Here is a 22,519-nt window from a genome sequence, read left to right as displayed (position 1 = left end):
CCCTCCCCTACCAGCGCAGCTCCGGCATGGGCGCGTACAGCGTGCGCCCTTCCACGCCCTCCTCCCCCAGGCCCAGCTTCGCGCCCACCCGGTACACGGCCCGCACCTGCTCCAGCACCTGGGGCGCGACCGCGGACTGGGCGCCGGCGGCGTCGTCGTCGCTGTTGTCCGCCTCGTGCTTGCCCAGGAGCTCCGACAGCACCTGTCCGGTGGGCTTGGGGCGCGGGAAGACCACGATGCGGAGGGGGGCGTCCTTCTCCAGCTTCGCGGCCTCCCTCACCAGCTCCAGCGCCTTCGGGTAGCCGCCGAGCGCGTCCACCAGCCCGCGCGCCAGCGCGTCCTCGCCCGTCCACACGCGCCCCTTCGCGACCTCCTGCAGCTTCTCCAGCGGCATGTTGCGCGCCTGGGCGGCGCGGCTGGTGAAGTCCAGGTAGATGGTGTCCAACTGGGACTCCATCTTCGCGCGCTGCTCGGGCGTGAACTCCGAGTCCGAGCTGGAGAAGGTGGCGTTCTTGCCGAAGGAGATGGTGTCCCAGTTCACGCCCAGCTTCGCCCACAGCTCCGACGTGACGAACTTGCCGTTGTACACGCCGATGCTGCCCGTCAGCGTGCCCGGCTGGGCCACGATTTTATCCCCGGCCATGGCCACGAAGTAGCCGCCGCTGGCCGCGTACGTGCCCATGGAGACGATGACGGGCTTGCCCGCCTCGCGCGCCCGCTGCACCTCGCGGCGGATGGTGTCGCTGGCGGAGTAGCTGCCGCCCGGGCTGTCCACGCGGAAGAGGATGGCCTTCACCGAGGGGTCCTCCACCGCCTTGCGGAAGGCCGCCGCCACCGTGTCGCCGCCCATCACCTCGCTGCCGGAGAGCGGGTTGGACTGGCTCTTGCCCCGGAGCACCTCGCCCACCCCGAAGATGAGCGCGATGGAGGTCCCCGTCTGGTAGGGCCGGCCCGCGCGCTCCAGGTACTTGTCCACGTAGAGGAACTTCGCGCCGTCGCCGGCCTGCTGCTTCAGCTCGTCGTAGATTTCGTCGCGGTAGCGCAGCCCGTCCACCAGCTTCGCGTCCACCGCCTGCTGGCCCATGTACGGAGCCCGGTCGATGATGGCGCGCACCTCGTCCTCGGACAGCTTGCGGCCCTCCGCCACGCCCTTCACGATCTGGGAGAAGAGGCTGCCGCCGTAGGCCTCCGTGGCCTCGCGCTGGGGGGCGCCGTAGGACTCGTCGGTGAAGGTGTTGACGGCGTTCTTGTACTCCGCGCGCTTGCCGAACTCCGGCTTCACCCCGACCTTCGCGAACGCGTCGCGCGCGAAGGGCGTCTCCATCAGCAGGCCGGTGACGTCCACGTCGCCGGAGGGCTGGATGTAGACGGAGTCGAAGGCGCTCGCCAGGTAGTAGGCGCCGGTGCCGTTGCCCGCCTCCCCGAAGCCGTCCGCGTACGCCACCGCCCGCTTGCCCGTCGCGCGGAAGGCCTTCACCGCGTCCCGCAGCTCCTGCACCTGCGCGGCGCTGCCCGGCTGCCCCACGCGCACCACCAGCGCCTTCACCCGGGGGTCCGTGCCGGCCTTGCCCAGCGCCTCCACCACGTCCCGCAGCGTCGTGGGCTCGTCCCCGAAGGCCCCCGCGAGCGACGTGTCCAGCGTGTATTCCGGCAGCGGGTGCTTCAGGTCCAGCTCCAGCACCAGGTTCGACGGCACGCTCGGCTTGCTCGCCGACGCGAGCATCAACAGCCCCACCACACCCACCACGAAGAGGATGGACAGCGCTCCAATGAAGGCCAGCGCGCCAATGAAGAAGCGTTTCATCCGGAAGGACTCCTGGTTCCACCTGCCCGAGGGACAGCCCCCCGCATCCAGGCGGCCTACCATCAACGCACGCGCCCGACGATGCTTGCCTGCTCCCCAATGGTGAGAGGCGGACGGGACGCGGCGCACGCCCGTCCCGGTGGATGGGGGGCGGGCCTGGACCCGCGCCCGGGCAGGGGCCGCCACGGTGCACACCGTCCCTCCAGGGGCCTGCCGGGCGCGGCGGGAGGACCGCCGTGCCCTCCTTCCGCCCCCAGGAGGCATGGGATGCAGAAGCGACGGTTGGGCAATTCAGACATGGACCTCACCCCGCTGGGCTTTGGCGCGTGGGCCATTGGCGGGGGTGGCTGGGCGTTCGCCTGGGGTTCGCAGGACGACGCGCGGTCCATCGAAGCCATCCAGCGCGCCCTGGATTCAGGCATCAACTGGATCGACACCGCGGCGGTCTATGGGCTGGGACACTCCGAGGAGGTGGTCGCGAAGGCGCTCCAGGGCCGCGACCGGCGCCCGTATGTCTTCACCAAGTGCGCCATGGTCTGGAATGACCAGGGCGACGTCAGCCGCGCGTTCAACGCGGAGTCGGTGCGCAAGGAGTGCGAGGCGTCCCTGCGTCGGCTGAAGGTGGATGCCATTGACTTGTATCAGGTGCACTGGCCGGTGGACTCCACGGCGGAGCTGGAAGAGGGCTGGACGGCGCTGGCGGAGCTGCAACGCCAGGGCAAGGTGCGCTGGCTGGGCGTGTCCAACTTCAATGTCTCTCAATTGCAGCAGGTGCAGAAGATCGCGAAGGTGACGTCGCTGCAGCCGCCCTACTCCCTCATCCACCGGGACATCGAGGATGACCTGTTGCCCTACTGCCAGCAGCAAGGCATTGGCGTCATCGTGTATTCCCCCATGGCCTCCGGGCTGCTCACCGGCGCGATGACGCGCGGGCGCATCCAGCAGATGCCAGACGACGACTGGCGCCGCCGCAGCCCGGACTTCCAGGAGCCGAAGCTGTCGCACCACCTGGCCCTGGTGGAGCGCATGCGCGAAGTGGGCGCGCGGCATGGGCGCTCTCCCGCGGAGGTGGCCATCGCCTGGGTGCTGCGGGATCCGGCCGTCACCGCCGCCATCGTGGGGGCGCGCAGCGCGAAGCAGGTGGATGGCTTCATCCACGCGGCGGACCTCCGGCTGACGTCCGAGGAGGTGCGCGAGGTGGAGGAGGCGCTGGGCTCGGGCTCCGCCATGGCGCCGGGGGGCATCTACGCCTGAGGGCCGGCGGGGCACGGGGCTCAGTGCTCCCCTGCCCCCTCCACGTGCTGCTCCAACACGACGATGCGCTGGCGGTCGGCGGCCTGCGCATCCGCCAGGTGGTGCAGCATGCGGCCCATCTGGTCGAACATCTTCGTCTGCACGCGTTTGACCCCGTCCAGCTCCTTCGCCAGGGTCGACACGTGGGTCGTGAGCTCCCCCACGTTGTCTCGGAACTCATCCAACTGAACCGCGAAGGCTCGCACCTGGTTCGCGAGGACCTGGGTCCGCTTGAAGAGCACCCGGACCTTCGTGTTGACCACCTTCAGGGACTTGTCCGTCCGCGCGAACTGGACCCGTGACTCCTCCTGCAGCTCGCGGAACTCATGCAGGAGCTGCAGCACCATGTCCCCGCCCATCGCCTTCGCCATTCCGTTTCCTCCCTGGTGGAGCGCGTGCTTCCTACCAACCCGTCCTGACATCGGATCCGCGCCAGGATACATGACAACCCGTGGGGTTTGAAGCCGGAGATACGACCTGGAATATCCTGTCCGGGTCCTTGCGCGAATGCCTGCCCGGGGGGCATGACTCGGCTCGGGATGGCGGGACCCCCTGGAGCGGTTAGAGGTCCCGTGCCCACGCCTTCGCACCCCGAGGACCGCATGCCGCGTCGTACCCCGCTCGCCCTGCTGGCCGTCCTGCTCGTGGCCGCCCCGCCCGTCTGGGCCCGTGCCCCGGCCCCCACCGCGAAGCTCGCCGTCACGGCTCGGGCCCCCGTGAAGCCGGTCGCCCCCGTGGCCAGCGTGGAGGGCATCACCGAATACCGCCTGCCCAATGGCCTGCGCGTCCTGCTCTTCCCGGACCCGACCAAGCCCACCGTCACCGTCAACGTCACCTACCTCGTGGGCAGCAAGCACGAAGGCTACGGCGAGACGGGCATGGCCCACCTGCTCGAGCACCTGATGTTCAAGGGCACGCCCACCACCCCCAACGTGCCCCAGGCCCTCACCGAGCGCGGCGCGCGGCCCAATGGCACCACCTGGTTGGATCGCACCAACTACTACGAGACGCTGCCCGCCTCGGACGACAACCTGACGTGGGCGCTCACCTTCGAGGCGGACCGCATGGTCCACAGCTTCATCGCCCAGAAGGACCTCGACAGCGAGATGACCGTCGTGCGCAACGAGTTCGAGTCCGGTGAGAACGACCCGCGCGGCATCCTCTTCAAGCGCACCATGAGCGCCGCCTACCTCTGGCACAACTACGGCAAGGCCACCATCGGCGCCAAGGCGGACCTGGAGCACGTGCCCATCGACCGGCTCCAGGCCTTCTACCGGCGCTACTACCGGCCGGACAACGCGGTGCTCGCCATCGCCGGGCGCTTCCAGCCGGAGAAGGCCCTGGCCCTGGTGCAGTCCACCTTCGGCAAGCTTCAGCGCCCCCCGGAGCCGGTGCCCCTCACGTACACCCAGGAGCCCACCCAGGATGGTGAGCGCGAGGTGACGCTGCGCCGCGTGGGCGACAATCAACTGCTCACCAGCCTCTACCACGTGCCCGAGGGCGCCCACCCCGACTTCGCCGCCATCGACGTGCTCACCGAGGTCCTGGGCGACGTGCCCTCCGGCCGCCTCTACAAGGCGCTCGTGGAGACGAAGAAGGCCGCGCGCGCCGGGGCCTTCAACTTCCAGCTGCGCGACCCGGGCGTCGTCGGCTTCAGCGCCGAGGCCCGCCAGGACCAGCCCCTGGGCCCCGTGCGCGACGCGCTGCTCAAGACCGTGGAGGAGGCCGCGCGCACGCCCTTCACCGACGAAGAGGTGAACCGCGCGAAGACGAGCCTCGCCAAGCAGACGGAGCTGCTGCTCAACAACTCCGAGCGCGCCGCCATCCTCCTCTCCGAGTGGGCCGCCGTGGGCGACTGGCGCCTGCTCTTCCTGCACCGCGACCGCGTGGAGGCCGTCACGCCCGCGGACGTCACCCGCGTGGCCGCCGCGTACCTCAAGAGCTCCAACCGCACGCTGGGCACCTTCCTGCCCACGCCGAAGCCGGACCGCTCGGAGCTGCCGCCTCCGGTGGACGTGGCGAAGGCGGTGGACGGCTACCAGGGCAAGGCGCTGGTGGCCCAGGGCGAGGCCTTCGACCCCTCCCCCGCCCACATCGAGTCGCGCGTGCAGCGCGGCGAGCTGTCCTCCGGGGTGAAGTACGCGCTGCTCCCCAAGAAGACGCGCGGCGAGATGGTCAACCTCACCCTCAACCTGCGCTGGGGCACCGAGGAGACCGTGAGCGGCAAGCTGCCCGCCGCCGCGTACGCCGGCCGCATGCTGATGCGCGGCACGACGAAGCACACCCGCCAGCAGCTGTCCGACGCGCTCGACAAGCTCAAGGCCCGCGTGAGCCTGGACGGCGGCGCGCTGGGCGCGAACCTCTCCATCGAGTGCCCGCGCGCGAGCCTCCCGGAGGTCCTCACGCTGATGGCCGAGGTGCTGCGCGAGCCCGCCTTCGACGCGAACGAGTTCGCCGTCCTCAAGCAGGAGCGGCTGGCCGCGCTGGAGTCGCAGCGCAGCGAACCGCAGACGCAGGCCAGCATCGCGTTCTGGCGCGTGCTCAACGCGCGGTACCCCAAGGGCCACCCGTTCTACGTGCCCACGCTGGAGGAGCGCCTGTCCGACGTGAAGGACGTCACGCTGGAGCAGGCGCGCGACTTCCACCGCCAGTTCTACGGCGCGTCGCGCGGGGAGCTGTCGGTGGTGGGAGACTTCGACGCGAAGGCGCTGCTCCCGCTCACGAACGCGCTGTTCGACGGGTGGAAGAGCCCGGCGCCCTACGCGCGCGTGCAGAAGACCTATCAGCCCGTGGGCCCGCGGGCCGTCGCGCTGGAGACGCCGGACAAGGCCAATGCGTACTTCCTCGCGGGACAGACGCTGAAGCTGCGCGAGGACGACGCGGACTGGCCGGGCGTGATGATGGGCAACTTCATCCTGGGCGGCGGCTTCCTCAACTCGCGGCTGGCCACGCGCGTGCGCCAGCAGGAAGGCCTGTCCTACGGCGTGGGCAGCAGCGCCTCCGCGGGGGACCTGGACGCGGTGGGCTCGTTCGTCACCTACGCCATCTACGCGCCGCAGAACGTTGAGAAGCTGGAGGCCGCCATGCGCGAGGAGGTCACCCGCGCCGTGCAGAAGGGCTTCACCCAGCAGGAGCTGGACAAGGCGCGCTCGGGCCTCCTGGAGTACCGCCAGTCCGCGCGGGCCCAGGACGGGAACCTGTCGCAGCGGCTGGCCGACGACCTGTATCTGGGCCGCACGTTGATGTTCGACGCGGCGCTGGAGGCGAAGCTCCAGAAGCTGACGCCGGAGGACGTGCGCAAGGCATTGGCGAACCACGTGGACTGGAGCCAGGCCACCGTCGTGCGCGCGGGCGACTTCGCCGCGGCGGCGAAGCAGGCACCCGCGCCGACCAAGGCGAACGCGGCGCCATGAAGCGTGTCTGGCATTGATGGGATGCGGTAGGCTCGGGCGCTCATGCCCGTGCGAATCGTGGAAGGCGATCTGCTGGAACAGCCGGTGGACGCCATCGTCAATGCGTGGAACCGGAACATCATCCCCTGGTGGCTGCTGTTGCCGCAGGGGGTGTCGGGCGCCATCAAGCGCCGGGGCGGCACCGGGCCCTTCCGCGAGCTGGCGCGCGTGGGGCCCATGCCCCTGGGCTCGGCGGTGGTCACGGGCCCGGGGCGCCTGCCCTTCAAGGGCATCATCCACGTCGCGGGCATTGACATGCTGTGGCGCGCGTCCGCCCGGTCCATCCAGGACTCGGTGCGCCACGCGCTGGAGCGGGCCCGGGAGCACGGCTTCCAGTCCGTGGCGTTCCCCATCATCGGCGCCGGCTCCGGGAGCTTCAACGAGGACCGCGCGCTGGAGCTGATGCGCGAGACCTTGAGCGACGCGCCCGCTTTCGACGTGCGCGTGGTGCGCTTCCGCCGTTAGACGAGCGCACGTTCTACACGCGAAGCGGAGGCCGTGATGATTGACCTGTATACGTGGGGCACGCCGAATGGGTTCAAGGTGTCGGTGGCGCTGGAGGAGCTGGCGCTGCCATACACGGTGCATGCGCTGGACATCTCCACGGGCGTGCAGAAACAGCCCGCGTTCCTGGCCATCAATCCCAACGGCCGCATCCCAGCCATCGTGGACCGCGCGGAGGGAGACTTCGCCGTCTTCGAATCCGGCGCCATCCTGGTGTACCTGGCGGAGAAGACGGGCCGGCTGATGCCCACGGACGCGAAGGGCCGCTCCCGCGTCATGCAGTGGCTGATGTTCCAGATGGGCGGCGTGGGCCCGATGCAGGGACAGGCCAACGTCTTCTTCCGCTACTTCCCGGAGAAGCTCCAGCCAGCCATCGACCGGTACCAGAACGAGACGCGCCGCCTGTACACGGTGCTGGAGCGCCAGCTGAAGGACCACGAGTACCTGGCGGGGGACTACAGCATCGCGGACATCGCGAACTGGGCCTGGGTGCGTTCACACGACTGGGCCGGGGTGTCGGTGGAGGGGCTGCCGGGCGTGCAGCGGTGGCTGGCCGCCATCGAGAGCCGGCCCGCAGCGCAGCGCGGACTGGACGTGCCCACGCCGCGCAAGCAGGAGGACGCGAGGACGGCCGCGCAGCGCATCGAGAGCGCTCGCGGCCTCATCCAGCGCTGACGCCCGTTCCCGTCCCGGGTTCCCGACCCGCGCCGCCGGACATTCCGCTCCGGCGTGCGCATGATGGGGGCCGGGCCCGCCCAGACCTCCGTGGCGGTTCGCCCGTTCAAGTCTCTCGAGGGCCGATTCGGGGCCCTCCGGAGCGAGGAGTGGACGACATGGGAGCGGTGCGGAGTCTGGGCCGGTGGGCGGGGCTGTGTCTGGCGCTGGGGTTGTTCGGGGCGTGCACGTCGGGTGGGGGAGAGTCGGTGCGCGCGTCGCGGGACAACGTGGCGCCGGATGGCTGTGCTCCGGCGACGTGCTCGCAGGCGATGGTGGCCTGTGGGCGGACGCCGGATGGCTGTGGCGGTGTCATCGACTGTGGCGACTGCGAGGCGGGCACGTGCTCGCGGGGCCGCTGCGTGGCGCCGCCGGTGGCCTCGGAGCCGAAGCGGGGCACCGCGGGTCCCACCAGCACCTGCGCCCCGGGGTGCGGACCCAACGAGTCCTGCGTGGACGACCGCTGCGTCTGCCAGCGCGCGACGTGCTCGTCGCTGGGGCTGAAGTGCGGCACCGCGGACGACGGCTGCGGCGGCGTGGTGCGGTGCGGGGCGTGCGTGCCGGCGTGCCAGCCGGACGAGATGGAGTGCTGCGGCGCGTGCATCCCGAAGTCGGATGGGCGCTGCCCGGAGAACGTGCACTGCCCCACGGCGAACCCGCTGCCCACGCGCTGACGCCGGAAGCCCGGTTCCGGGGCCCGCTTCACGGCCCGGAACCGGGAATGTCAGACCCCCCCGCTATACCTTCCCCCGTCGCGCACACGGGAGGACGGCCGGCCTCGCAGGTTCGAGTCCGACAACCCCATGCGCCCTCACCGCACGGGCAGGCTCTGTCTCCCGTGTGCGCGACGCCATGTGAAGGCACGGGACCGGGGGACCCGTGCAGGCAGGTCCCATGGATGCCATCGCCGTCGCAGGGCCAGACGCCACCGGTGTGTCGGGCGCGCCCTGGGACGGAACCACGATGACCGGTGCGCGCGAGGCGGGCGGCGTTGTTACCCCTCCCACTGTCCGCCTCGCGTGCTCCCGTAACTGGGGCGCCACCGTGTCTGTCTTTTCCTCGCGCTCCCGGCCCAGGGGGCGGGCAGGGGAGGGGACCGTCCGGTGGAGGGGGTCCGCGCGCCCCGGCTTGCCACGGATGCGTCCGGGCGTGATACCCCACGCGGGGCCTCGGTTCCTTCCGGGCGCCGTGACGCGATGGAACTCCGATACGACATCGTGGTGGTGGGGCTGGGCCACGCCGGCTGTGAGGCGGCGCTCGCGTGCGCACGCATGGGCCTGTCCACGCTGGGGGTGACGCTCAAGCGCGAGCGCGCCGCCGTGATGAGCTGCAACCCCGCCGTGGGCGGCACCGCCAAGGGCCACCTGGTGCGTGAGCTGGATGCGCTCGGCGGCCAGATGGGGCGCGCGGCGGACCTCGCGGGCACGCACCTGAAGACGCTCAATCCCTCCAAGGGCCCCGCGGTGCAGGCCACCCGCATCCTCTGCGACCGCGACGCCTACGCCGCCGGCATGCAGGCCGTGCTCTTCACCCAGCCGAACCTCACCGTGCGCGAGGCCGAGGTGTCCGCCGTCGTCTCGGAGGGCGGGCGTGTCCGGGGCGTGGTGCTGGGGGACGGCACGCAGGTCGTCGCCCGCGCGGTGCTCCTCACCACCGGCACCTTCCTGCGCGCCCTGATGCACGTGGGGGAGCAGAAGGAGGTCGGTGGCCGGCTGGGGGATGACGCGGCCCGGGGCCTGTCGGATTCGCTGCACGCCCTGGGCTTCACGCTGGGCCGCTTCAAGACGGGCACGCCCGCGCGCCTGTCCCGCGACAGCATTGACTGGGATGCCGTCACGCCGCAGCCCGGCGACGCGGGCGTGCGTCCGTTCTCCTGGCGCACGCGGGGGGAGCTCGCGGCGGGAGCGCCATTCCCGCGCCAGCCTGGCGTCACGTGCGGCCTCACCGCCACCACCGAGGCGACCCACCGGCTCTTGCGCGACAACCTGCACCGCTCGCCCCTGTTCCAGGGGGACATCGTGGGGCGGGGGCCGCGCTACTGCCCGTCACTGGAGGACAAGGTGGTGCGCTTCGCCGCGCGCGAACGGCATCAGGTGTTCCTGGAGCCAGAGGGGCCCCTGTCACCGCTCGTGTACCCCGCGGGCCTGTCCACGAGCATGCCCGCGGACGTGCAGTGGGACTTCCTTCGCACCATCCCCGGCCTCTCCCGCGTGGAGGTGATCCGCTACGGGTACGCGGTGGAGTACGACTACGCGCCGCCCACGCAGCTGCACCCCACGCTGGAGACGAAGGCCGTCGCGGGCCTGTACTTCGCGGGGCAGCTCAACGGCACCTCCGGCTACGAGGAGGCCGCCTTCCAGGGCTTGTGGGCCGGCATCCAGGCGGCGCTCCAGGTGAAGGGCGAACCGCCGCTCGTCATCGGCCGCGACGAGGCGCACGGCGCGGTGCTCGTGGACGACCTGGTGACGAAGGGCGTGGACGAACCGTTCCGCATGTTCACCAGCCGCTCCGAGCACCGGCTCAAGCTGCGCGAGGGGAACGCGGACCTGCGCCTCGCGAAGCACGGCCACCGCGTGGGGCTGCTCCCGAGCGAGGCCCTGGAGCGCGCGGAGGCGCGGGCCCACGCGGTGACGGGAGAGGTGGCCCGGCTCAAGCGCGTCGGCCTGGCGCCGCGGCTCAAGCGCCCGGAGGTGACGTACGCGCAGCTCGCGGAAGGACGCGAGGACTTCCCACCTCTCGCCTCCGACGTCGCCGAGGAGGTGGAGGTCGAGGTGAAGTACGAGGGCTACATCGCGCAGGCGGCCCGGGCGGCGGCGCGCGAGTCGGAGGCCTCCGACCGTTGGCGCATCCCGGAGGCGTTCCGCTTCGAGGACGTGCGCGGCCTGAGCACGGAGGCGGTGGAGAAGTTGTCGACGCATCGGCCCGCGACGGTGGGGCAGGCGCGCCGGATTCCAGGCCTGACCCCCGCCGCGGTGTCGCTGCTCCGGGTGGCGATCAAGCGCGGGCAGGGGCCGTCAAGTGATCAGGAACAGGGCTGTGGATAACGTGTGGATATTTCTGGGGATCCATTTCCCCTGAGTGATTCCAAGGACTTGAAGGGCCCTTCGGGGTGGAGGTGTTGTGGATAACGCGCGGTTCGCAGATCAGCTGGCCTCGGGATGCAGTGCGTTGGGCGTGTCGGTGGGCGAGGACGTGGGCCCTCGGCTGCAGCGGCTGATGGCGGAGCTCCTGAAGTGGAACGCGAAGGTGAACCTCACGGCCATCACCGCGCCGGAGGAGGTGCTGGAGAAGCACTTCCTGGACTCGCTGGCGGTGCTGCCGGAGGTGACGGGCGCGGCGTCGCTCCTGGATTTGGGCGCGGGCGCGGGCTTCCCGGGACTGCCGCTCAAGCTGGTGTTGCCCGCGATGGGCGTGACGTTGGTGGACGCGGTGGGAAAGAAGGTCGCGTTCATCAAGGCGGCGGCGGCGAGCCTGGGCCTCATCGGCGTGCGCGGCCTGCATGCGCGAGCGGAGGGGAAGCCGGAGGTGGAGGGGATTCCGCGCGCGCAGGTGCTCATCGCGCGGGCGTTCATGGACCTGCCGGACTGGCTCGCGCTGGCGCCCGCGTACGTGGAGGAGGGCGGGCGCGTGGTGGCGATGCTCGGCAAGGCGCAGACGGACGCGGAGCTGCGGGCGCGAGCGTCGGAGCGGAACCTGCGCGTGGTGTCCGCTCGCGCGTACCGGCTCCCGTTCTCCGGTGCCGAGCGACAGGTCGCGGTGTTCGCGAAGGAGTAGGGGAGGGGAGCGCTGGTTCGGAGGCAGGGGCGCGACCTGAAGGTCCGCGTCCCGCGCGAAAAGAGCGCCCCTTCATCTGATGACAGGCACGCGCCCGATGCGGCTGGCCGCGAGCCTCGCTTCGGATCCGTGAAGTTCCCGTGGGCCGTCCGGGAGGGTGTTCGCGGAAGGGGAGGGGAGCGCAGGCCGGCGGTGCCGCGCATGCGCCCATCGCCTAACCTTCGGGCGCGTGACGGCCACCCCTCGAAGTCCTGGGCGCGCGGAGCTCGCGCACTTCCTCCGCAGCCGCCGTGCGCGTGTGCATCCGGAGGACGTGGGCCTGCCATCGAGCAGCCGGCGGCGCACGCCGGGCCTTCGTCGCGAGGAGCTGGCCCGGCTCGCGGATGTCGGGGTGAGTTGGTACACGTGGCTCGAGCAGGGGCGGGACATCCACGTGTCGGAGCCATTGCTGGAGCGCCTCTCGCTCGCGCTCCGCCTGACGCCGACCGAACGCGCGCACCTCTTTGAACTGGCGCAGGGACGGCCGGCGGCGCGTCCGTTGATGACCCCCACCACCGTCAGCATCGCCCTCCGGCGGATCCTGGAGGCCCACCCCTATCCGGCGTTGGTTTCAACGCAGCGCTGGGACGTGCTCGCGTGGAACGAAGCGGCGTCTCTCGTCTACGGGGACCTGGATGCCTTGCCCGTCGAACATCGCAACGGGTTGTGGTCGCTGTTCATGAACCCGGAACGGCGGGCCCGCATGCCGGAGTGGGAGGCCGCCGCGCGCAGGGCCGTGGCGGGCTTTCGCCTCGACGCCGCGCGCGCGGCCAACCGGGAGGCGTTCGACTCGCTCGCGGCGAGGCTGGTGGAGTCCAGCCCGGAGTTCGCGCGCCTCTGGGGCGAGCACGACGTGGTCGAGTTCCCCGAGATGCTGAAGGTGATCATCCACCCCGAGCTGGGCCCCATCGAGTTCGAGAACGTCACGCTCCTGCACGCGGAGCCCGACGGTCACGTGCTCCGCGTCTCGTTCTACGCGCCGCGCCCCGGGGTCAGCATGGAGCGCGCGCGGAAGCTGTTCCCACGCATCACGGAGTGAACCGCACGCCGGTCCACGCCTCGCTCCGCGCCCACAGCCTGTCGGCGAGGGCCGGATCCACCGCCCACGCCTTCACGCCCCGCCGCGAGGTCTCGTCGTTGGCCGCCGCCACCTGGGCGATGTCCACGTCCTCGCAGTAGACGCCGCCCATGCCGTCCAGTTGGGGGCTGGTCGCGCACCAGACGCTGGTGGCCGCGCCCTGTTCGGGGGTCTTCATCGGGGCCAGCTTGTTCGCGGACTCGACGGCGGCGCGGACCTCCTCTTCGGACATGGAGCGCACCAGGTCCGTCATGATGGCCCCGGGGTGGACGGAGAACGCGCGCACGCGGTGGGCTTCTCCCCGTGCATCGAGCCCGAGCGCGAAGAGGATGTTCGCCGTCTTCGACTGCCCGTAAGCGACCCACTTGTCGTAGGGGCGCCGCTCGAAGTGGGTGTCCTCGAAGTCGACGCCGGAGTTCCAGTGGCCGCGCGACGACAGGGAGACGACGCGCGCGCCGTTCGCCTTTCGAAGCGCGGGCCAGAGCCGGGCGGTGAGCTGGAAGTGGCCCAGGTGGTTGGTGGCGAACTGGGACTCGAAGCCGCGCGCATCCCGACGGAGCGGGGTGGCCATGATGCCCGCGTTGTTGATCAGCATGTGGAGGGGCCGGCCGGACGCGAGGAGGCGCGAGGCGAACGCATCGATGGACGCGGGTTCGCCCAGCTCCAGGTGTTCCAGCTCCACGCGCTCCAGCCCGGCGAGCGCCGCGCGTGCCTTGTCAGGCGTGCGGGCGGGGACGACGACGGTCGCGCCGGCGGCCTGGAGCGCGCGAGTCGTCTCCAGTCCGATGCCCGCGTAGCCGCCGGTCACGATGGCGATGGCGCCGTCGAGTCGCTTGTCGCCCAGCACCTCGCGCGCGGTGGTGCGGGCGCCGAAGCCGGAGGGGAGGGGTTTCTGGTTCGTGGTCATGGGCGCAACCTGAAGGTTCGCGGCCCGCGCGAAAAGAGCGTCCCTTCATCCTATGACCGGCACCACCCGGATGCGTCCGGCCGGGAGCACCCCGCCGGTTCCTGCCGTTGTCTTCGCATCCCCTGGCTCGGTCCGGGAGGAGGGGAGGGCCTCAGCGGATCCGGGGTACATCGCTGACGGCCGGCGGAGCGAGCTGTCCTGGGGGCCGGGGCCCCACCGGTTTTCGGAAGCGGTTCGTGATGAGGTCCGCGGCAAGTGATGGCGAGGAGGCACGACACATGGACACAGCGAAGCTGCGGGTAGCGAGGCCGGCACGGGACCTGGAGGCGGTGGTGCGCTTCTACCGGGATGGGCTGGGCTTCGAGGTGCTGGGCGAGTTCGCGGACCACGCGGGTTTTGACGGCGTGATGCTGGGGCATCCAGGGGCGCCGTATCACCTGGAGTTCACGGTCGAGCACGGACACGAGGCACCCCGAGCGCCCTCCCAGGACCACCTGTTGGTGTTCTACGTGCCGGACCCCGAGGCGTGGTCGGCCCGGGTCCAGCGCATGGAGGGCGCGGGCTTCGCGCCGGTGTCCTCGCGCAATCCGTACTGGGATGTGAACGGTAAGACCTTCGAGGATCCGGACGGCTACCGCGTCGTGATTCAACGCGCGGCCTGGCCGCGCTGAAGCAGGGACGCCGGGGCAGGGGAGGGGACCTGGTTTTTTCCCGGGCCCCGGGCGCGGACTCGAACCGGCGCGCGGAACGCACCGGCCGCCGAGATGCCAGGGCGCGCGGGTCCACGAAGGTGAGTCCCATTCGTTGAGCGGTCCTGTGCTGGGTTCTTGGGGCAGCCCATGAGAGCCGATGCCGCCGGACCGTGTTCCACGTGGAACAGCGTGACCTCCAACGCGCCGAAGTCGCCGGCTTCGGTTCGCGCGTGAGGTCCTGATGGGCGCGCCGTGTTGTCGCGAGCAACCCACACGAAAGCGCCAGCCAGAGGACTCGCGCGGGTCGACGCGGTGGGGTTCGTCATGGCTGCACCGTGCGAGGCGCGGTGGGTGAAGCCGCTGCTGGTGAGCGGGCTCACCGCATGGATGGCGAACCCTCGCGCGCGAGCACGGCCACATGCGCGGGTGGCGGGGCGTGGGGACAGAGGTCCTGGTGGGTGCCGTCACAGGGCCTGTGCGGATGCCGCCGTGGGAATCAGAACGGGCGCCGAATCGGGAATCGGAACGGATACCAGCGTTGCTGAACCGATGACCCGTGACTGGGGACCGTTACGGTCTGCTTGTGGGGTCCCATGCCCTCACGCAAGTGAAGCCAGGCAGCGGATGGGGGCGCACGCTGGATCCAGCGCGCCGCGTGTCGAGGCCACCACGGGATGAGCAAGGTCCGCTTCTGGAGCCGTGGCCCTTCCTGCTGTTCCACGTGGAGCGTCCGCGCCTGAGCCCCGCGATGGATGCGCAGGAGCGAGGACGAAGTGCAGCTCACTCAGCCATCGATGGTGCATCCACGAACGATGGCCACGGTCCCGCGGAGGATGACCGCCGACAAGCATGTTCAAGCGGAGGCCATCGGTGCCGCCGCGAACCGAGGTGGATCCGCTTCAAGACACGCGGCCCCTGTTCCACGTGGAACACCCAGCGCAGTGGAGGCTGAAGCGAGAGAGGGGCGCATGGCGAACGGCCCTATCCGTGATGTCCCCGCCCGCGATGCGCGGCTCGTGTTGGCGCGGGTCGTTCGATGGGAACGCCGCACAATGGAGTCCGGCTTCGCGGTGGTCCCGACGCGTGTCCTGACAGCGTCATCCAGCGCCCCCCAACTGCCGCTGGTTGGAGCGGCGCCATCGAACCGCACCGCGTGCACGGGATTCGCGGCGTGGCGTTGGTTCGATGGATCCATGAAAGGAAAGCAGCACAGGCCGCGTGGAGCACCCGATGGACAAGGGAGCCCCGGTCCGGGCGCACGGTGTTCCACGTGGAACACGGCCGGCCTCCTGCCCGGGATCCGGTGCATCGATGTGCCGCTTCAACTCGCGAGGAAGGAGCGGGCCGGACGCTTCATGTGCCGCCAGTGATGCCTGCCGTGGAGCACTTGATGGAGCGCGAGGGGTGGGGCCAGGAGGGCGCGGCCTCGCGCATGTTCCACGTGGAACACGGCCCAAGAGAGGGCCCTCCTGGTTGCTTGGACTCCGGCCATCAACGCATCGGTTGCCGTGCTGGAGGCACGGCTCGGATGTGGCGGACAGGCCGCATGAACGGAGGCACATCACGGATGCCTGCCTCGTGAGCGGTGGCCTCCAGTCGTCGGATCCGTGGGGCACCTTCAGCACTTCTGGGCGGCCGCGGATGCGGAACGAAGCACCCTGAAGGAAGCACCTGTCTGGTGCCTCGCCCTTCAACCTCGACGCTGAATCACGCGTCGCTGAAGGGGTTCGGTTCGTTTCCAAGCCAGGGTGTCTTGGGGGCGTGTTCCACGTGGAACGTCAGCCGTGGATGCATGCGTGGCCCGCTGTCGCGGATGGATGCGCTGAACCGTTCCCGCGCATCGGCTGTCGTCATGTCCGCGCGAGGTGATCACTCAAGGAACGCCAGCACGTGTTCCACGTGGAACAGGGGAAGCCCCATGGCGGCACCGCTCCACGCCGCCCCCCTTACGGGATGCGCTGAACGCTCCGAAGTGCCGCGAAGGGGTGTCCACGCAGTTCATGACGTGCATGGCCTGTGAGCGGCGAACTCGAAGCCGCGGAACGGACGCCGCGTTGCTGATGGGTGCCTCCGCATGACGGTGTTCCACGTGGAACGTCCGCCATCCTCATCCGGTGAATCGAGCGACCACTGGAGCGCGTGCGCACGCGCGTCGACTGAGGTCCCCGCGTGCCACGAAAGTCGTTCACGTCGTCTGCAGCTGTCCGGCATGGCCCCGAACCTACGGCCGCGAATCCGGCGCCATGCCGCCAGTGGGGTGCCTTCGCATGACGGTGTTCCACGTGGAACGTCCGCCATCCCCATCCGGTCATCCGCCGAATCGAGCGACCACTGGACCGCATGCGCACGCGCGCGTCGACTGAGGTCCCCTCGTGCCACGACAGACATTCACGCCGCCTGCGGCTGTCCGGCATGGCCCCGAACCTACGGCCGCGAATCCGGCGCCATGCCGCCAGAGGGGTGCCTCCGCATGACGGTGTTCCACGTGGAACATCTGGCATCCCTGCGCGGCCTGTTCGCGGCGCGCGATGACGACGCACCGCCTGGCGGATGCGTGAGCCCGGTTCCCACGGCCTGCGTTGAGGTTCGAGTCTCCCGTGCCGGGTCCTCGCTGAAGCACGCATCTCCGATACGGGACCTGGGCCGCGCATCCGGTGGCGTTGGCCAACACCGCGTGGCTGTTCCACGTGGAACAGGGGCCACGCGAAGAGCTCATGCGGTTTCGCGAACCCTGTGCGGCATGCGGTCGCGGAGGAAGTCCAACGGCCGCTTCGTTCGCGGCGGATGCGAGGCCACGAGCACTTGGGCGAACAGGACTGAGTTGGGCGCGTGAGCCCATGGAGTCAAAGCGGGGGGCCGAAAGGCCGCCATCGAGGTGTCGCGATCCCGCGCGACGTTGATGCGTGCCGGAAGTGGAGTCGACGCGGGCATCCGTCATGGCGACAAGGGCGCTCCGCGCGGAGGCAGCACGTGGGGTCATGAATCGCGTGGTGGGCGCGGTGCGACCGATGCGGAGGCGGAAGCCGTCATGCCGTGAGGCGTTCGCGCGTGCTGCGATGCAGGCACTCACGGTGGCGTTGCGGCGGAGTTCGTCGGCTGAAGCCGTGAGGCGTTCGCGCGCGGTGCGGTGCGAGCACTCAAGGCGGGTGCTGCGGCGGAGGTGGTGCCGTGAAGCCGCGAGGCGTTCGAGTGCGGTGCGAGCACTCAAGGCGGGTGCTGCGGCGGAGGTGGTGCCGTGAAGCCGCGAGGCGTTCGCACGTGCTGCGGCGCGGGTACTCGAGGTCGCTCTGCGGCGGAGGTCGTCGTCGGTGCAGTGAAGGCGTCAGGCGTTCGTTCGCGGTGCGGTGCAGGCACTCAAGCCATCTCTGGGACAGAGGTCGTCAGTGGTGTCGCGTGGCCCGAGGCATCCGTGCGTGCCAGGGGAGGGGGCAGCACGAGGACTCAAGGCAGCGTTGTGACCGAGGTTGTCGGTGCCGTAGCGAAGCCGCGAGTCGCCCGGTCGTGCTGCGGTGCGAGCACTCAAGGCGGCACTGTGGCGGAGGTCGTCAGTGGGGCCGTGATGCCGGGAGGCGTTCACGTGGAGGGGGCACGAGGACTCAATGCAGCGTTGCGACCGGAGTCGTCGGTGGTGCCTCGAAGCCGAGAGACGTCCGTGCGTGCTGCGATGCGAGCCACTCAAAGCGGTGCTGAGGCGAAGGTCGTCGGTGGTGCCGTGATGCCGGGAAGCGTTCACGTGGAGGGGGCACGGGGCACGAGGACTCAATGCAGCGTTGCGACCGGAGTCGTCGGTGGTGCCTCGAAGCCGCGAGTCGCCCGGTCGTGCTGCGGTGCGAGCACTCAAGGCGGCACTGTGGCGGAGGTCGTCAGTGGGACCGTGATGCCGGGAAGCGTTCACGTGGAGGGGGCATGGGGACTCAATGCAGTGTTGCGACCGGAGTCGTCGGTGGTGTCTCGAAGCCAAGAAGCGTCCGTGCGTGCTGCGATGCGAGCCACTCAGAGCGGCGCTGAGGCGAAGGTCGTCGGTGATGCCGTGATGCCGGGAAGCGTTCACGTGGAGGGGGCACGGAGACTCAATGCAGCGTTGCGACCGAGGTCGTCGGTGATGCCTCGAAGTCTTCACGGGGAGGAGGCACCGGGAGGACTCAATGCCGCGCTTCGGTAGAGGTTGTCGGTGGTGTGGTGGAGTCGCGAGGCGTTCCTGCGTGCCGCGATGCGGGCACTCACGGTGGCTTCGCGGCGGATGCTGTCGGAGCGCGGTGGAGCCGCGCGGCGTTTGGTCGTGCCGCGATGCGGGGACTCACGGCATCGCGGCGACCGAGGTCATCTCTGGTGCCGAGCCTCCATGAGGCGCCCGTACATGCCGGGGGCGGCACGAGGTCTCAAGGTGGCGTTGCGGCCGAGGTTGTCGCCGGTGCCGTGAAACCGAGTGGTGTTCGCATGAAGGGGCCGGCACGAGGACTCAAGGTCGCGCTCCGGCAGAAGTCGCCACTGGTGCCGCGAAACCGCATGGTGTTCGCGTGGAGGGGACAGCGCGGGACTCAAGGCCGCGCTTCGTCGGAGGTCGTCGTCGGTTTCGCGAATCCGCGCGGCGTTCATGCGTGCCGTGGAATGGAGGACCCAGGCGCGGACGTGCATGGCGGCAGGAACTCTCCGCAACGGCGCCGCGAGGTCGCGCGGCGCTCACGCAATGGCGAATCCTCACGGCGATGCGGCAGCAGAGGTCATCGGGCGTTCACCCACGCCATCGGCTGGATGTCGTGGCGCGGGCAAGCACACCGGAACGACGGCCATCCCGAAGTGCCACGAAGCCGCGCGGCGTTCACATCCGTCGACGGTGGATCCATACCCGCTGCGTTCCACGTGAAACGCCGGACCCGCGAAGCCGCACGCGCCTTCCCGTCGCGGACCCCTCGAAAAAACCAACCCACCGGAACGCGCGCCCACAAGCAGCCAGGCAGGCTCATCCGGCGCCCGTTCATCACGAATTCCCACCCCTCTAGAGCTTCCACGGCCCCCCGAGCGAGGGGCCGGGCAGGGTCGCCGCCGCCCACATGGATGGGAAATTGATCCGTCCTCGAACCCCGTGCTAGCTGCCTGATCAGCACTAAGCCGTGCTTCTCGAGCACGAATGAGTGTGGGCTCCGGCCCAGCCGGAGCGAGAGAGGATGGGCCACGTGGGTCGTATCATCTGCATCTCCAACCAGAAGGGCGGGGTGGGTAAGACCACCACCGCCATCAACCTCGCCGCGAGTCTCGCGTCCGCGGAGCGCCGCACCCTGCTGGTGGACATGGACCCTCAGGGCAACGCAGGCAGCGGCCTGGGCCTCAAGCGCGACGCCCTCCACGGCACCGTCTACGACGCACTCCTCGGCGGTCGCCCCGCCTCCGAGCTCATCCACCCCACCGAGCTGCGCTTCCTCCAGGTCATCCCCGCCACGCCCGACCTCACCGGCGCGGAAGTCGAACTGGTCGGCCTGGAGCGCCGCGAGTTCCGCCTGCGCGAAGCCCTGCTGCCGCTCAAGGACAAGTACGACTACATCATCATCGACTGTCCGCCCTCGCTCGGCCTGCTCACGCTCAACGCGCTCGTCACCGCGGACTCCGTCCTCATCCCGCTCCAGTGCGAGTACTACGCGCTGGAGGGCCTGTCGCAGCTCACGCACACCATCGACCTGGTCAAGCAGGGGCTCAACCCGTCGCTGAAGATGGAGGGCATCCTGCTCACCATGTTCGACGCGCGGGCCAACATCGCGCACCAGGTCGTCGACGAGGTGCGCGGCTACTTCAAGGACCAGGTGTTCCAGGCCGTCGTGCCGCGCAACGTGCGCCTGTCCGAGTGCCCGTCCTTCGGCAAGCCCATCATCCTCTATGACATCAAGTCGAAGGGCTGCGAGAGCTACCTGGCGCTCGGCCGCGAGCTGATGCGCCGGGACAGCCCCAAGCCGTCCAAGCGCCGGGTCGCCTGACCGGTCGCTTCATTCGAAGCGAATGGTGGGACCGGGTGCCCGGTTCGCCGTGAAGCACCTCAAGGCCCATGCGCGCCGGCCCCACGCCGGCGCGGGAGTTTCCGACCGCCGTGCAGAAGAACGCTGACACCCAGAAGCGCGCCCTGGGCCGGGGCCTCTCCGCCCTCATCCCGCAGGCCGCCCCCGCCGCCCCGGCGCCCACGGCTCCCTCGAAGGCCGGCGTGCTCAAGCTGGCCATCGAGTCCATCCACCGCGACTCGCTCCAGCCCCGCCGCCACTTCGACGAGTCCAAGCTCCACGAGCTCACCGAGTCCATCAAGGCGCAGGGCCTGCTCCAGCCCATCCTCGTGCGCAAGGACGGGGACGGGTACAAGATCATCGCCGGCGAGCGCCGCTGGCGCGCGTCCCAGGCCGCCGGCCTCAAGGAGATCCCGGCCATCGTCCGCGAGGTCACGGAGGCCCAGTCCTTCGAGCTCGCCCTGGTGGAGAACCTCCAGCGCGCGGACCTCAACCCCATTGAAGAGGCGGACGGCTACAAGCGCCTCGTCGAGGAGTTCAAGCTCACGCAGGAGCAGGTGGCCCAGCGCGTGGGCAAGGAGCGCTCCACCGTCGCCAACGCGCTGCGCCTGCTGGCCCTGCCCCCGGATGTGAAGGACATGGTGGCGGACGGCTCCCTCAGCATGGGCCACGCGCGTGCGCTGCTGGGCGTGCCCCGGCTGCCGGAGCTGCAGAACCTGGCCCGGCAGGTGACGGAGAAGAAGCTGTCCGTGCGCGACACGGAGCGGCTGGTCCAGCAGGGCCGGTCCACGAAGAAGGATGCCGGGAAACCGGCCCCCAAGGTGAGCCCCCAGGTGAAGGCGCTGACCGAGGAACTGCAACGTCGGTTGGGGACAAAGGTACGGCTGTCGGAGAAAAGCCCGGGAAAAGGCACCCTGGAAGTGGACTTCTTCTCCTACGATGACCTGGATCGGCTGTTGAAGCTTCTGAGGAAGGAGTAGGGCGTGGCGCTCCTTGGCGGGAAGAAAGACGAAGCACCCAGCAAGCCCTTGTTCAAACGGGAGGAGGATTTCGTGTCGACGCGTCCGGGTGAGGTTCACACGCTTCTGGGCAAGGGAAGCGAGTTCGAGGGGAAGCTCACCTTCGAAGGTCAGGTTCGAATCGACGGCAAGTTCAACGGGCAGATTGTCACCAAGGACGTGCTCGTCATTGGCGACGGCGCCCGCGTGCAGGCGGAGATCCAGGCCGGCACCGTCATCATCAATGGCACGGTGGAAGGCAACGTGCGCGCCACGCAGCTCATCGAGCTGAAGCAGCCGGGCCGCGTGAAGGGCAACCTGGAGACGCCGTCGCTCTCCATGGACCGCGGCGTCATCTTCGAGGGCTCCCTCAAGATGGAGAACCTGGGCGGCAACAAGGGTGGCAACCCGCCGCCGCCCGGAGAGAAGAAGTAGGTGCGTGTCCGCGCGTCCAGCGTGCGGAGGGCCGCGGGGCTGGTCTCGCTCGCGCTCTTCGTGGGCTGCCGGGGCTGCCAGGAGGAGACTCCCTCCACTGGCGGCCTGACGGAGGACGCGGGGCTGCGCTCGGGTGTGAAGGTGCCGCTGCCGCCGGGCTGGTCCGCGCAGGTGGCCACCGACGGCAGCTTCCAGGCGGGCCCTCCTGGCCGCCCGGCGCTGCGCGTGGACTTGAAGCCGGGGCAGGGCGAGCAGATGCCCTCCTCGGAGAAGCTGGCGGACACCGTCCGTCAGCAGATGAAGCACTTCACGCTGTCGCTGGACCAGGAGGAGGACACCACCTCCTTCTCCCTGCTGCGCGTGACCATGGCCCCGTCCCTCGCGGATGGAGGCCTGGGCCCGGAGGCCCCCGCGTTCTTCGGCGCCCGGCGCGTGGGGGACGACCTGTTCCTCTGCGCCAGCCTGCCCGGCGCCTCCGTCGAGGACGTGCGCCTGGCCACCGAGGCTTGCCGGACCATCCAGGTCCAGGCCGCGCCCCGGTGAAGTGAAGCCCGCACGCGGGGTGGCCCCCCTCCGGGGATCCGCGATGACGCCGCGATTGTTCGGGAACGTCCTGCGCGGCCCGCGTGTCCCCATTACGTGAGACGGGTGATGGTTTCCGGCGACTGCCACGGGGAGGGGATGGACTTCGGGACCAACCCGAGGTGCAATTCCGTCCACGCGGCGTCACCGCGGGTCTCCGGGACTTCCCGAAACCCTTCCGACTTCCTAACCTTAGCCTCCCGACCTGTGTCGAGCGCCCGCCCGTCCCGGGTCTTCACGCTGTGCCCCTCGTAAGGAGTCCG

General features: G+C 70.0%; 16 protein-coding genes. 13 read left to right on the top strand and 3 right to left on the bottom strand.

The genetic code is table 11. The features are described 5' to 3' along the window. Positions 1 to 7: 7 nt before the first annotated feature. Entirely contained in the window at positions 8 to 1,804 is a 1,797-nt protein-coding gene (gene sppA, locus GTY96_RS28085; RefSeq protein ID WP_143907548.1) for a signal peptide peptidase SppA, read from the bottom strand. 267 nt (positions 1,805 to 2,071) lie between these two features. Here sppA and GTY96_RS28080 point away from each other — a divergent pair, with 267 nt between their 5' ends. After that, a complete protein-coding gene (locus GTY96_RS28080) occupies positions 2,072 to 3,058 on the top strand; it encodes an aldo/keto reductase (RefSeq protein WP_143907549.1) in 987 nt (328 codons plus the stop codon). Positions 3,059 to 3,078: 20 nt separating this feature from the next. Here GTY96_RS28080 and GTY96_RS28075 read toward each other — a convergent pair whose 3' ends face one another. After that, the gene (locus GTY96_RS28075) at positions 3,079 to 3,468 is read right to left on the bottom strand and encodes a hypothetical protein (protein ID WP_161666331.1); all 390 of its coding nucleotides are present in this window, start codon (positions 3,466 to 3,468) and stop codon (positions 3,079 to 3,081) included. Between the two features lie 231 nt (positions 3,469 to 3,699). Here GTY96_RS28075 and GTY96_RS28070 point away from each other — a divergent pair, with 231 nt between their 5' ends. From GTY96_RS28070 to GTY96_RS38625, 7 genes are all read left to right on the top strand, one after another. Continuing rightward, entirely contained in the window at positions 3,700 to 6,510 is a 2,811-nt protein-coding gene (locus GTY96_RS28070; protein WP_161666330.1) for a M16 family metallopeptidase, read from the top strand. A 42-nt stretch (positions 6,511 to 6,552) separates the two neighbouring features. Then, the gene (locus GTY96_RS28065) at positions 6,553 to 7,014 is read left to right on the top strand and encodes a macro domain-containing protein (RefSeq protein ID WP_143907552.1); all 462 of its coding nucleotides are present in this window, start codon (positions 6,553 to 6,555) and stop codon (positions 7,012 to 7,014) included. A 36-nt stretch (positions 7,015 to 7,050) separates the two neighbouring features. Further along, complete coding sequence (locus GTY96_RS28060; protein ID WP_161666329.1) at positions 7,051 to 7,728, top strand: glutathione S-transferase family protein; 678 nt, start codon at positions 7,051 to 7,053, stop codon at positions 7,726 to 7,728. A gap of 158 nt (positions 7,729 to 7,886) precedes the next feature. Beyond that, the gene (locus GTY96_RS28055) at positions 7,887 to 8,441 is read left to right on the top strand and encodes a hypothetical protein (protein WP_143907555.1); all 555 of its coding nucleotides are present in this window, start codon (positions 7,887 to 7,889) and stop codon (positions 8,439 to 8,441) included. A 522-nt stretch (positions 8,442 to 8,963) separates the two neighbouring features. After that, positions 8,964 to 10,811: a tRNA uridine-5-carboxymethylaminomethyl(34) synthesis enzyme MnmG gene (gene mnmG, locus GTY96_RS28050; RefSeq protein ID WP_161666328.1), complete on the top strand. Its 1,848-nt coding sequence runs from the start codon at positions 8,964 to 8,966 to the stop codon at positions 10,809 to 10,811. A 76-nt stretch (positions 10,812 to 10,887) separates the two neighbouring features. After that, entirely contained in the window at positions 10,888 to 11,541 is a 654-nt protein-coding gene (gene rsmG / locus GTY96_RS28045; RefSeq protein ID WP_143907559.1) for a 16S rRNA (guanine(527)-N(7))-methyltransferase RsmG, read from the top strand. A 157-nt stretch (positions 11,542 to 11,698) separates the two neighbouring features. Next, positions 11,699 to 12,619, top strand: a complete 921-nt coding sequence (locus tag GTY96_RS38625) for a helix-turn-helix transcriptional regulator (RefSeq protein WP_143907561.1) — start codon at positions 11,699 to 11,701, stop codon at positions 12,617 to 12,619. On the opposite strand, the gene GTY96_RS28035 is transcribed toward GTY96_RS38625, so the two are convergent. Next, complete coding sequence (locus GTY96_RS28035; protein WP_161666327.1) at positions 12,609 to 13,565, bottom strand: oxidoreductase; 957 nt, start codon at positions 13,563 to 13,565, stop codon at positions 12,609 to 12,611. The two genes, GTY96_RS38625 and GTY96_RS28035, sit on opposite strands and share 11 nt — an antisense overlap. 278 nt (positions 13,566 to 13,843) lie before the next feature. Here GTY96_RS28035 and GTY96_RS28030 point away from each other — a divergent pair, with 278 nt between their 5' ends. The 5 genes from GTY96_RS28030 (at position 13,844) to GTY96_RS28010 (ending at position 22,217) form a co-directional block, all read left to right on the top strand. Next, positions 13,844 to 14,236, top strand: a complete 393-nt coding sequence (locus GTY96_RS28030; RefSeq protein ID WP_143907565.1) for a VOC family protein — start codon at positions 13,844 to 13,846, stop codon at positions 14,234 to 14,236. Between the two features lie 5,195 nt (positions 14,237 to 19,431). Further along, entirely contained in the window at positions 19,432 to 20,223 is a 792-nt protein-coding gene (locus GTY96_RS28025) for a ParA family protein (protein WP_143907567.1), read from the top strand. Positions 20,224 to 20,333: 110 nt separating this feature from the next. Continuing rightward, the gene (locus GTY96_RS28020) at positions 20,334 to 21,221 is read left to right on the top strand and encodes a ParB/RepB/Spo0J family partition protein (protein ID WP_143907569.1); all 888 of its coding nucleotides are present in this window, start codon (positions 20,334 to 20,336) and stop codon (positions 21,219 to 21,221) included. 3 nt (positions 21,222 to 21,224) lie between these two features. Beyond that, positions 21,225 to 21,674, top strand: coding sequence for a bactofilin BacM (bacM, locus tag GTY96_RS28015; RefSeq protein ID WP_143907571.1), 450 nt, complete (start codon positions 21,225 to 21,227; stop codon positions 21,672 to 21,674). After that, on the top strand, positions 21,675 to 22,217 hold the full coding sequence (locus tag GTY96_RS28010) for a hypothetical protein (RefSeq protein ID WP_255442867.1): 543 nt from the start codon (positions 21,675 to 21,677) through the stop codon (positions 22,215 to 22,217). It begins immediately after the preceding gene. The last annotated feature ends 302 nt before the right edge of the window (positions 22,218 to 22,519 follow it).

The sequence above is a fragment of the Corallococcus silvisoli genome, from assembly GCF_009909145.1.
In the GTDB taxonomy this organism is placed as follows: Bacteria; Myxococcota; Myxococcia; order Myxococcales; family Myxococcaceae; genus Corallococcus; species Corallococcus silvisoli.
The sequence above is the reverse complement of the archived record's forward strand: the minus strand, read 5'-3'. Positions and strand labels throughout refer to the sequence as shown.

Coding starts and splice junctions, on each gene's coding strand:
- sppA (WP_143907548.1), bottom strand. CDS start 1,804: ATGAAACGCTTCTTCATTGGCGCGCTGGCCTTCATTGGAGCGCTGTCC.
- GTY96_RS28080 (WP_143907549.1), top strand. CDS start 2,072: ATGCAGAAGCGACGGTTGGGCAATTCAGACATGGACCTCACCCCGCTG.
- GTY96_RS28075 (WP_161666331.1), bottom strand. CDS start 3,468: ATGGCGAAGGCGATGGGCGGGGACATGGTGCTGCAGCTCCTGCATGAG.
- GTY96_RS28070 (WP_161666330.1), top strand. CDS start 3,700: ATGCCGCGTCGTACCCCGCTCGCCCTGCTGGCCGTCCTGCTCGTGGCC.
- GTY96_RS28065 (WP_143907552.1), top strand. CDS start 6,553: ATGCCCGTGCGAATCGTGGAAGGCGATCTGCTGGAACAGCCGGTGGAC.
- GTY96_RS28060 (WP_161666329.1), top strand. CDS start 7,051: ATGATTGACCTGTATACGTGGGGCACGCCGAATGGGTTCAAGGTGTCG.
- GTY96_RS28055 (WP_143907555.1), top strand. CDS start 7,887: ATGGGAGCGGTGCGGAGTCTGGGCCGGTGGGCGGGGCTGTGTCTGGCG.
- mnmG (WP_161666328.1), top strand. CDS start 8,964: ATGGAACTCCGATACGACATCGTGGTGGTGGGGCTGGGCCACGCCGGC.
- GTY96_RS28035 (WP_161666327.1), bottom strand. CDS start 13,565: ATGACCACGAACCAGAAACCCCTCCCCTCCGGCTTCGGCGCCCGCACC.
- GTY96_RS28030 (WP_143907565.1), top strand. CDS start 13,844: ATGGACACAGCGAAGCTGCGGGTAGCGAGGCCGGCACGGGACCTGGAG.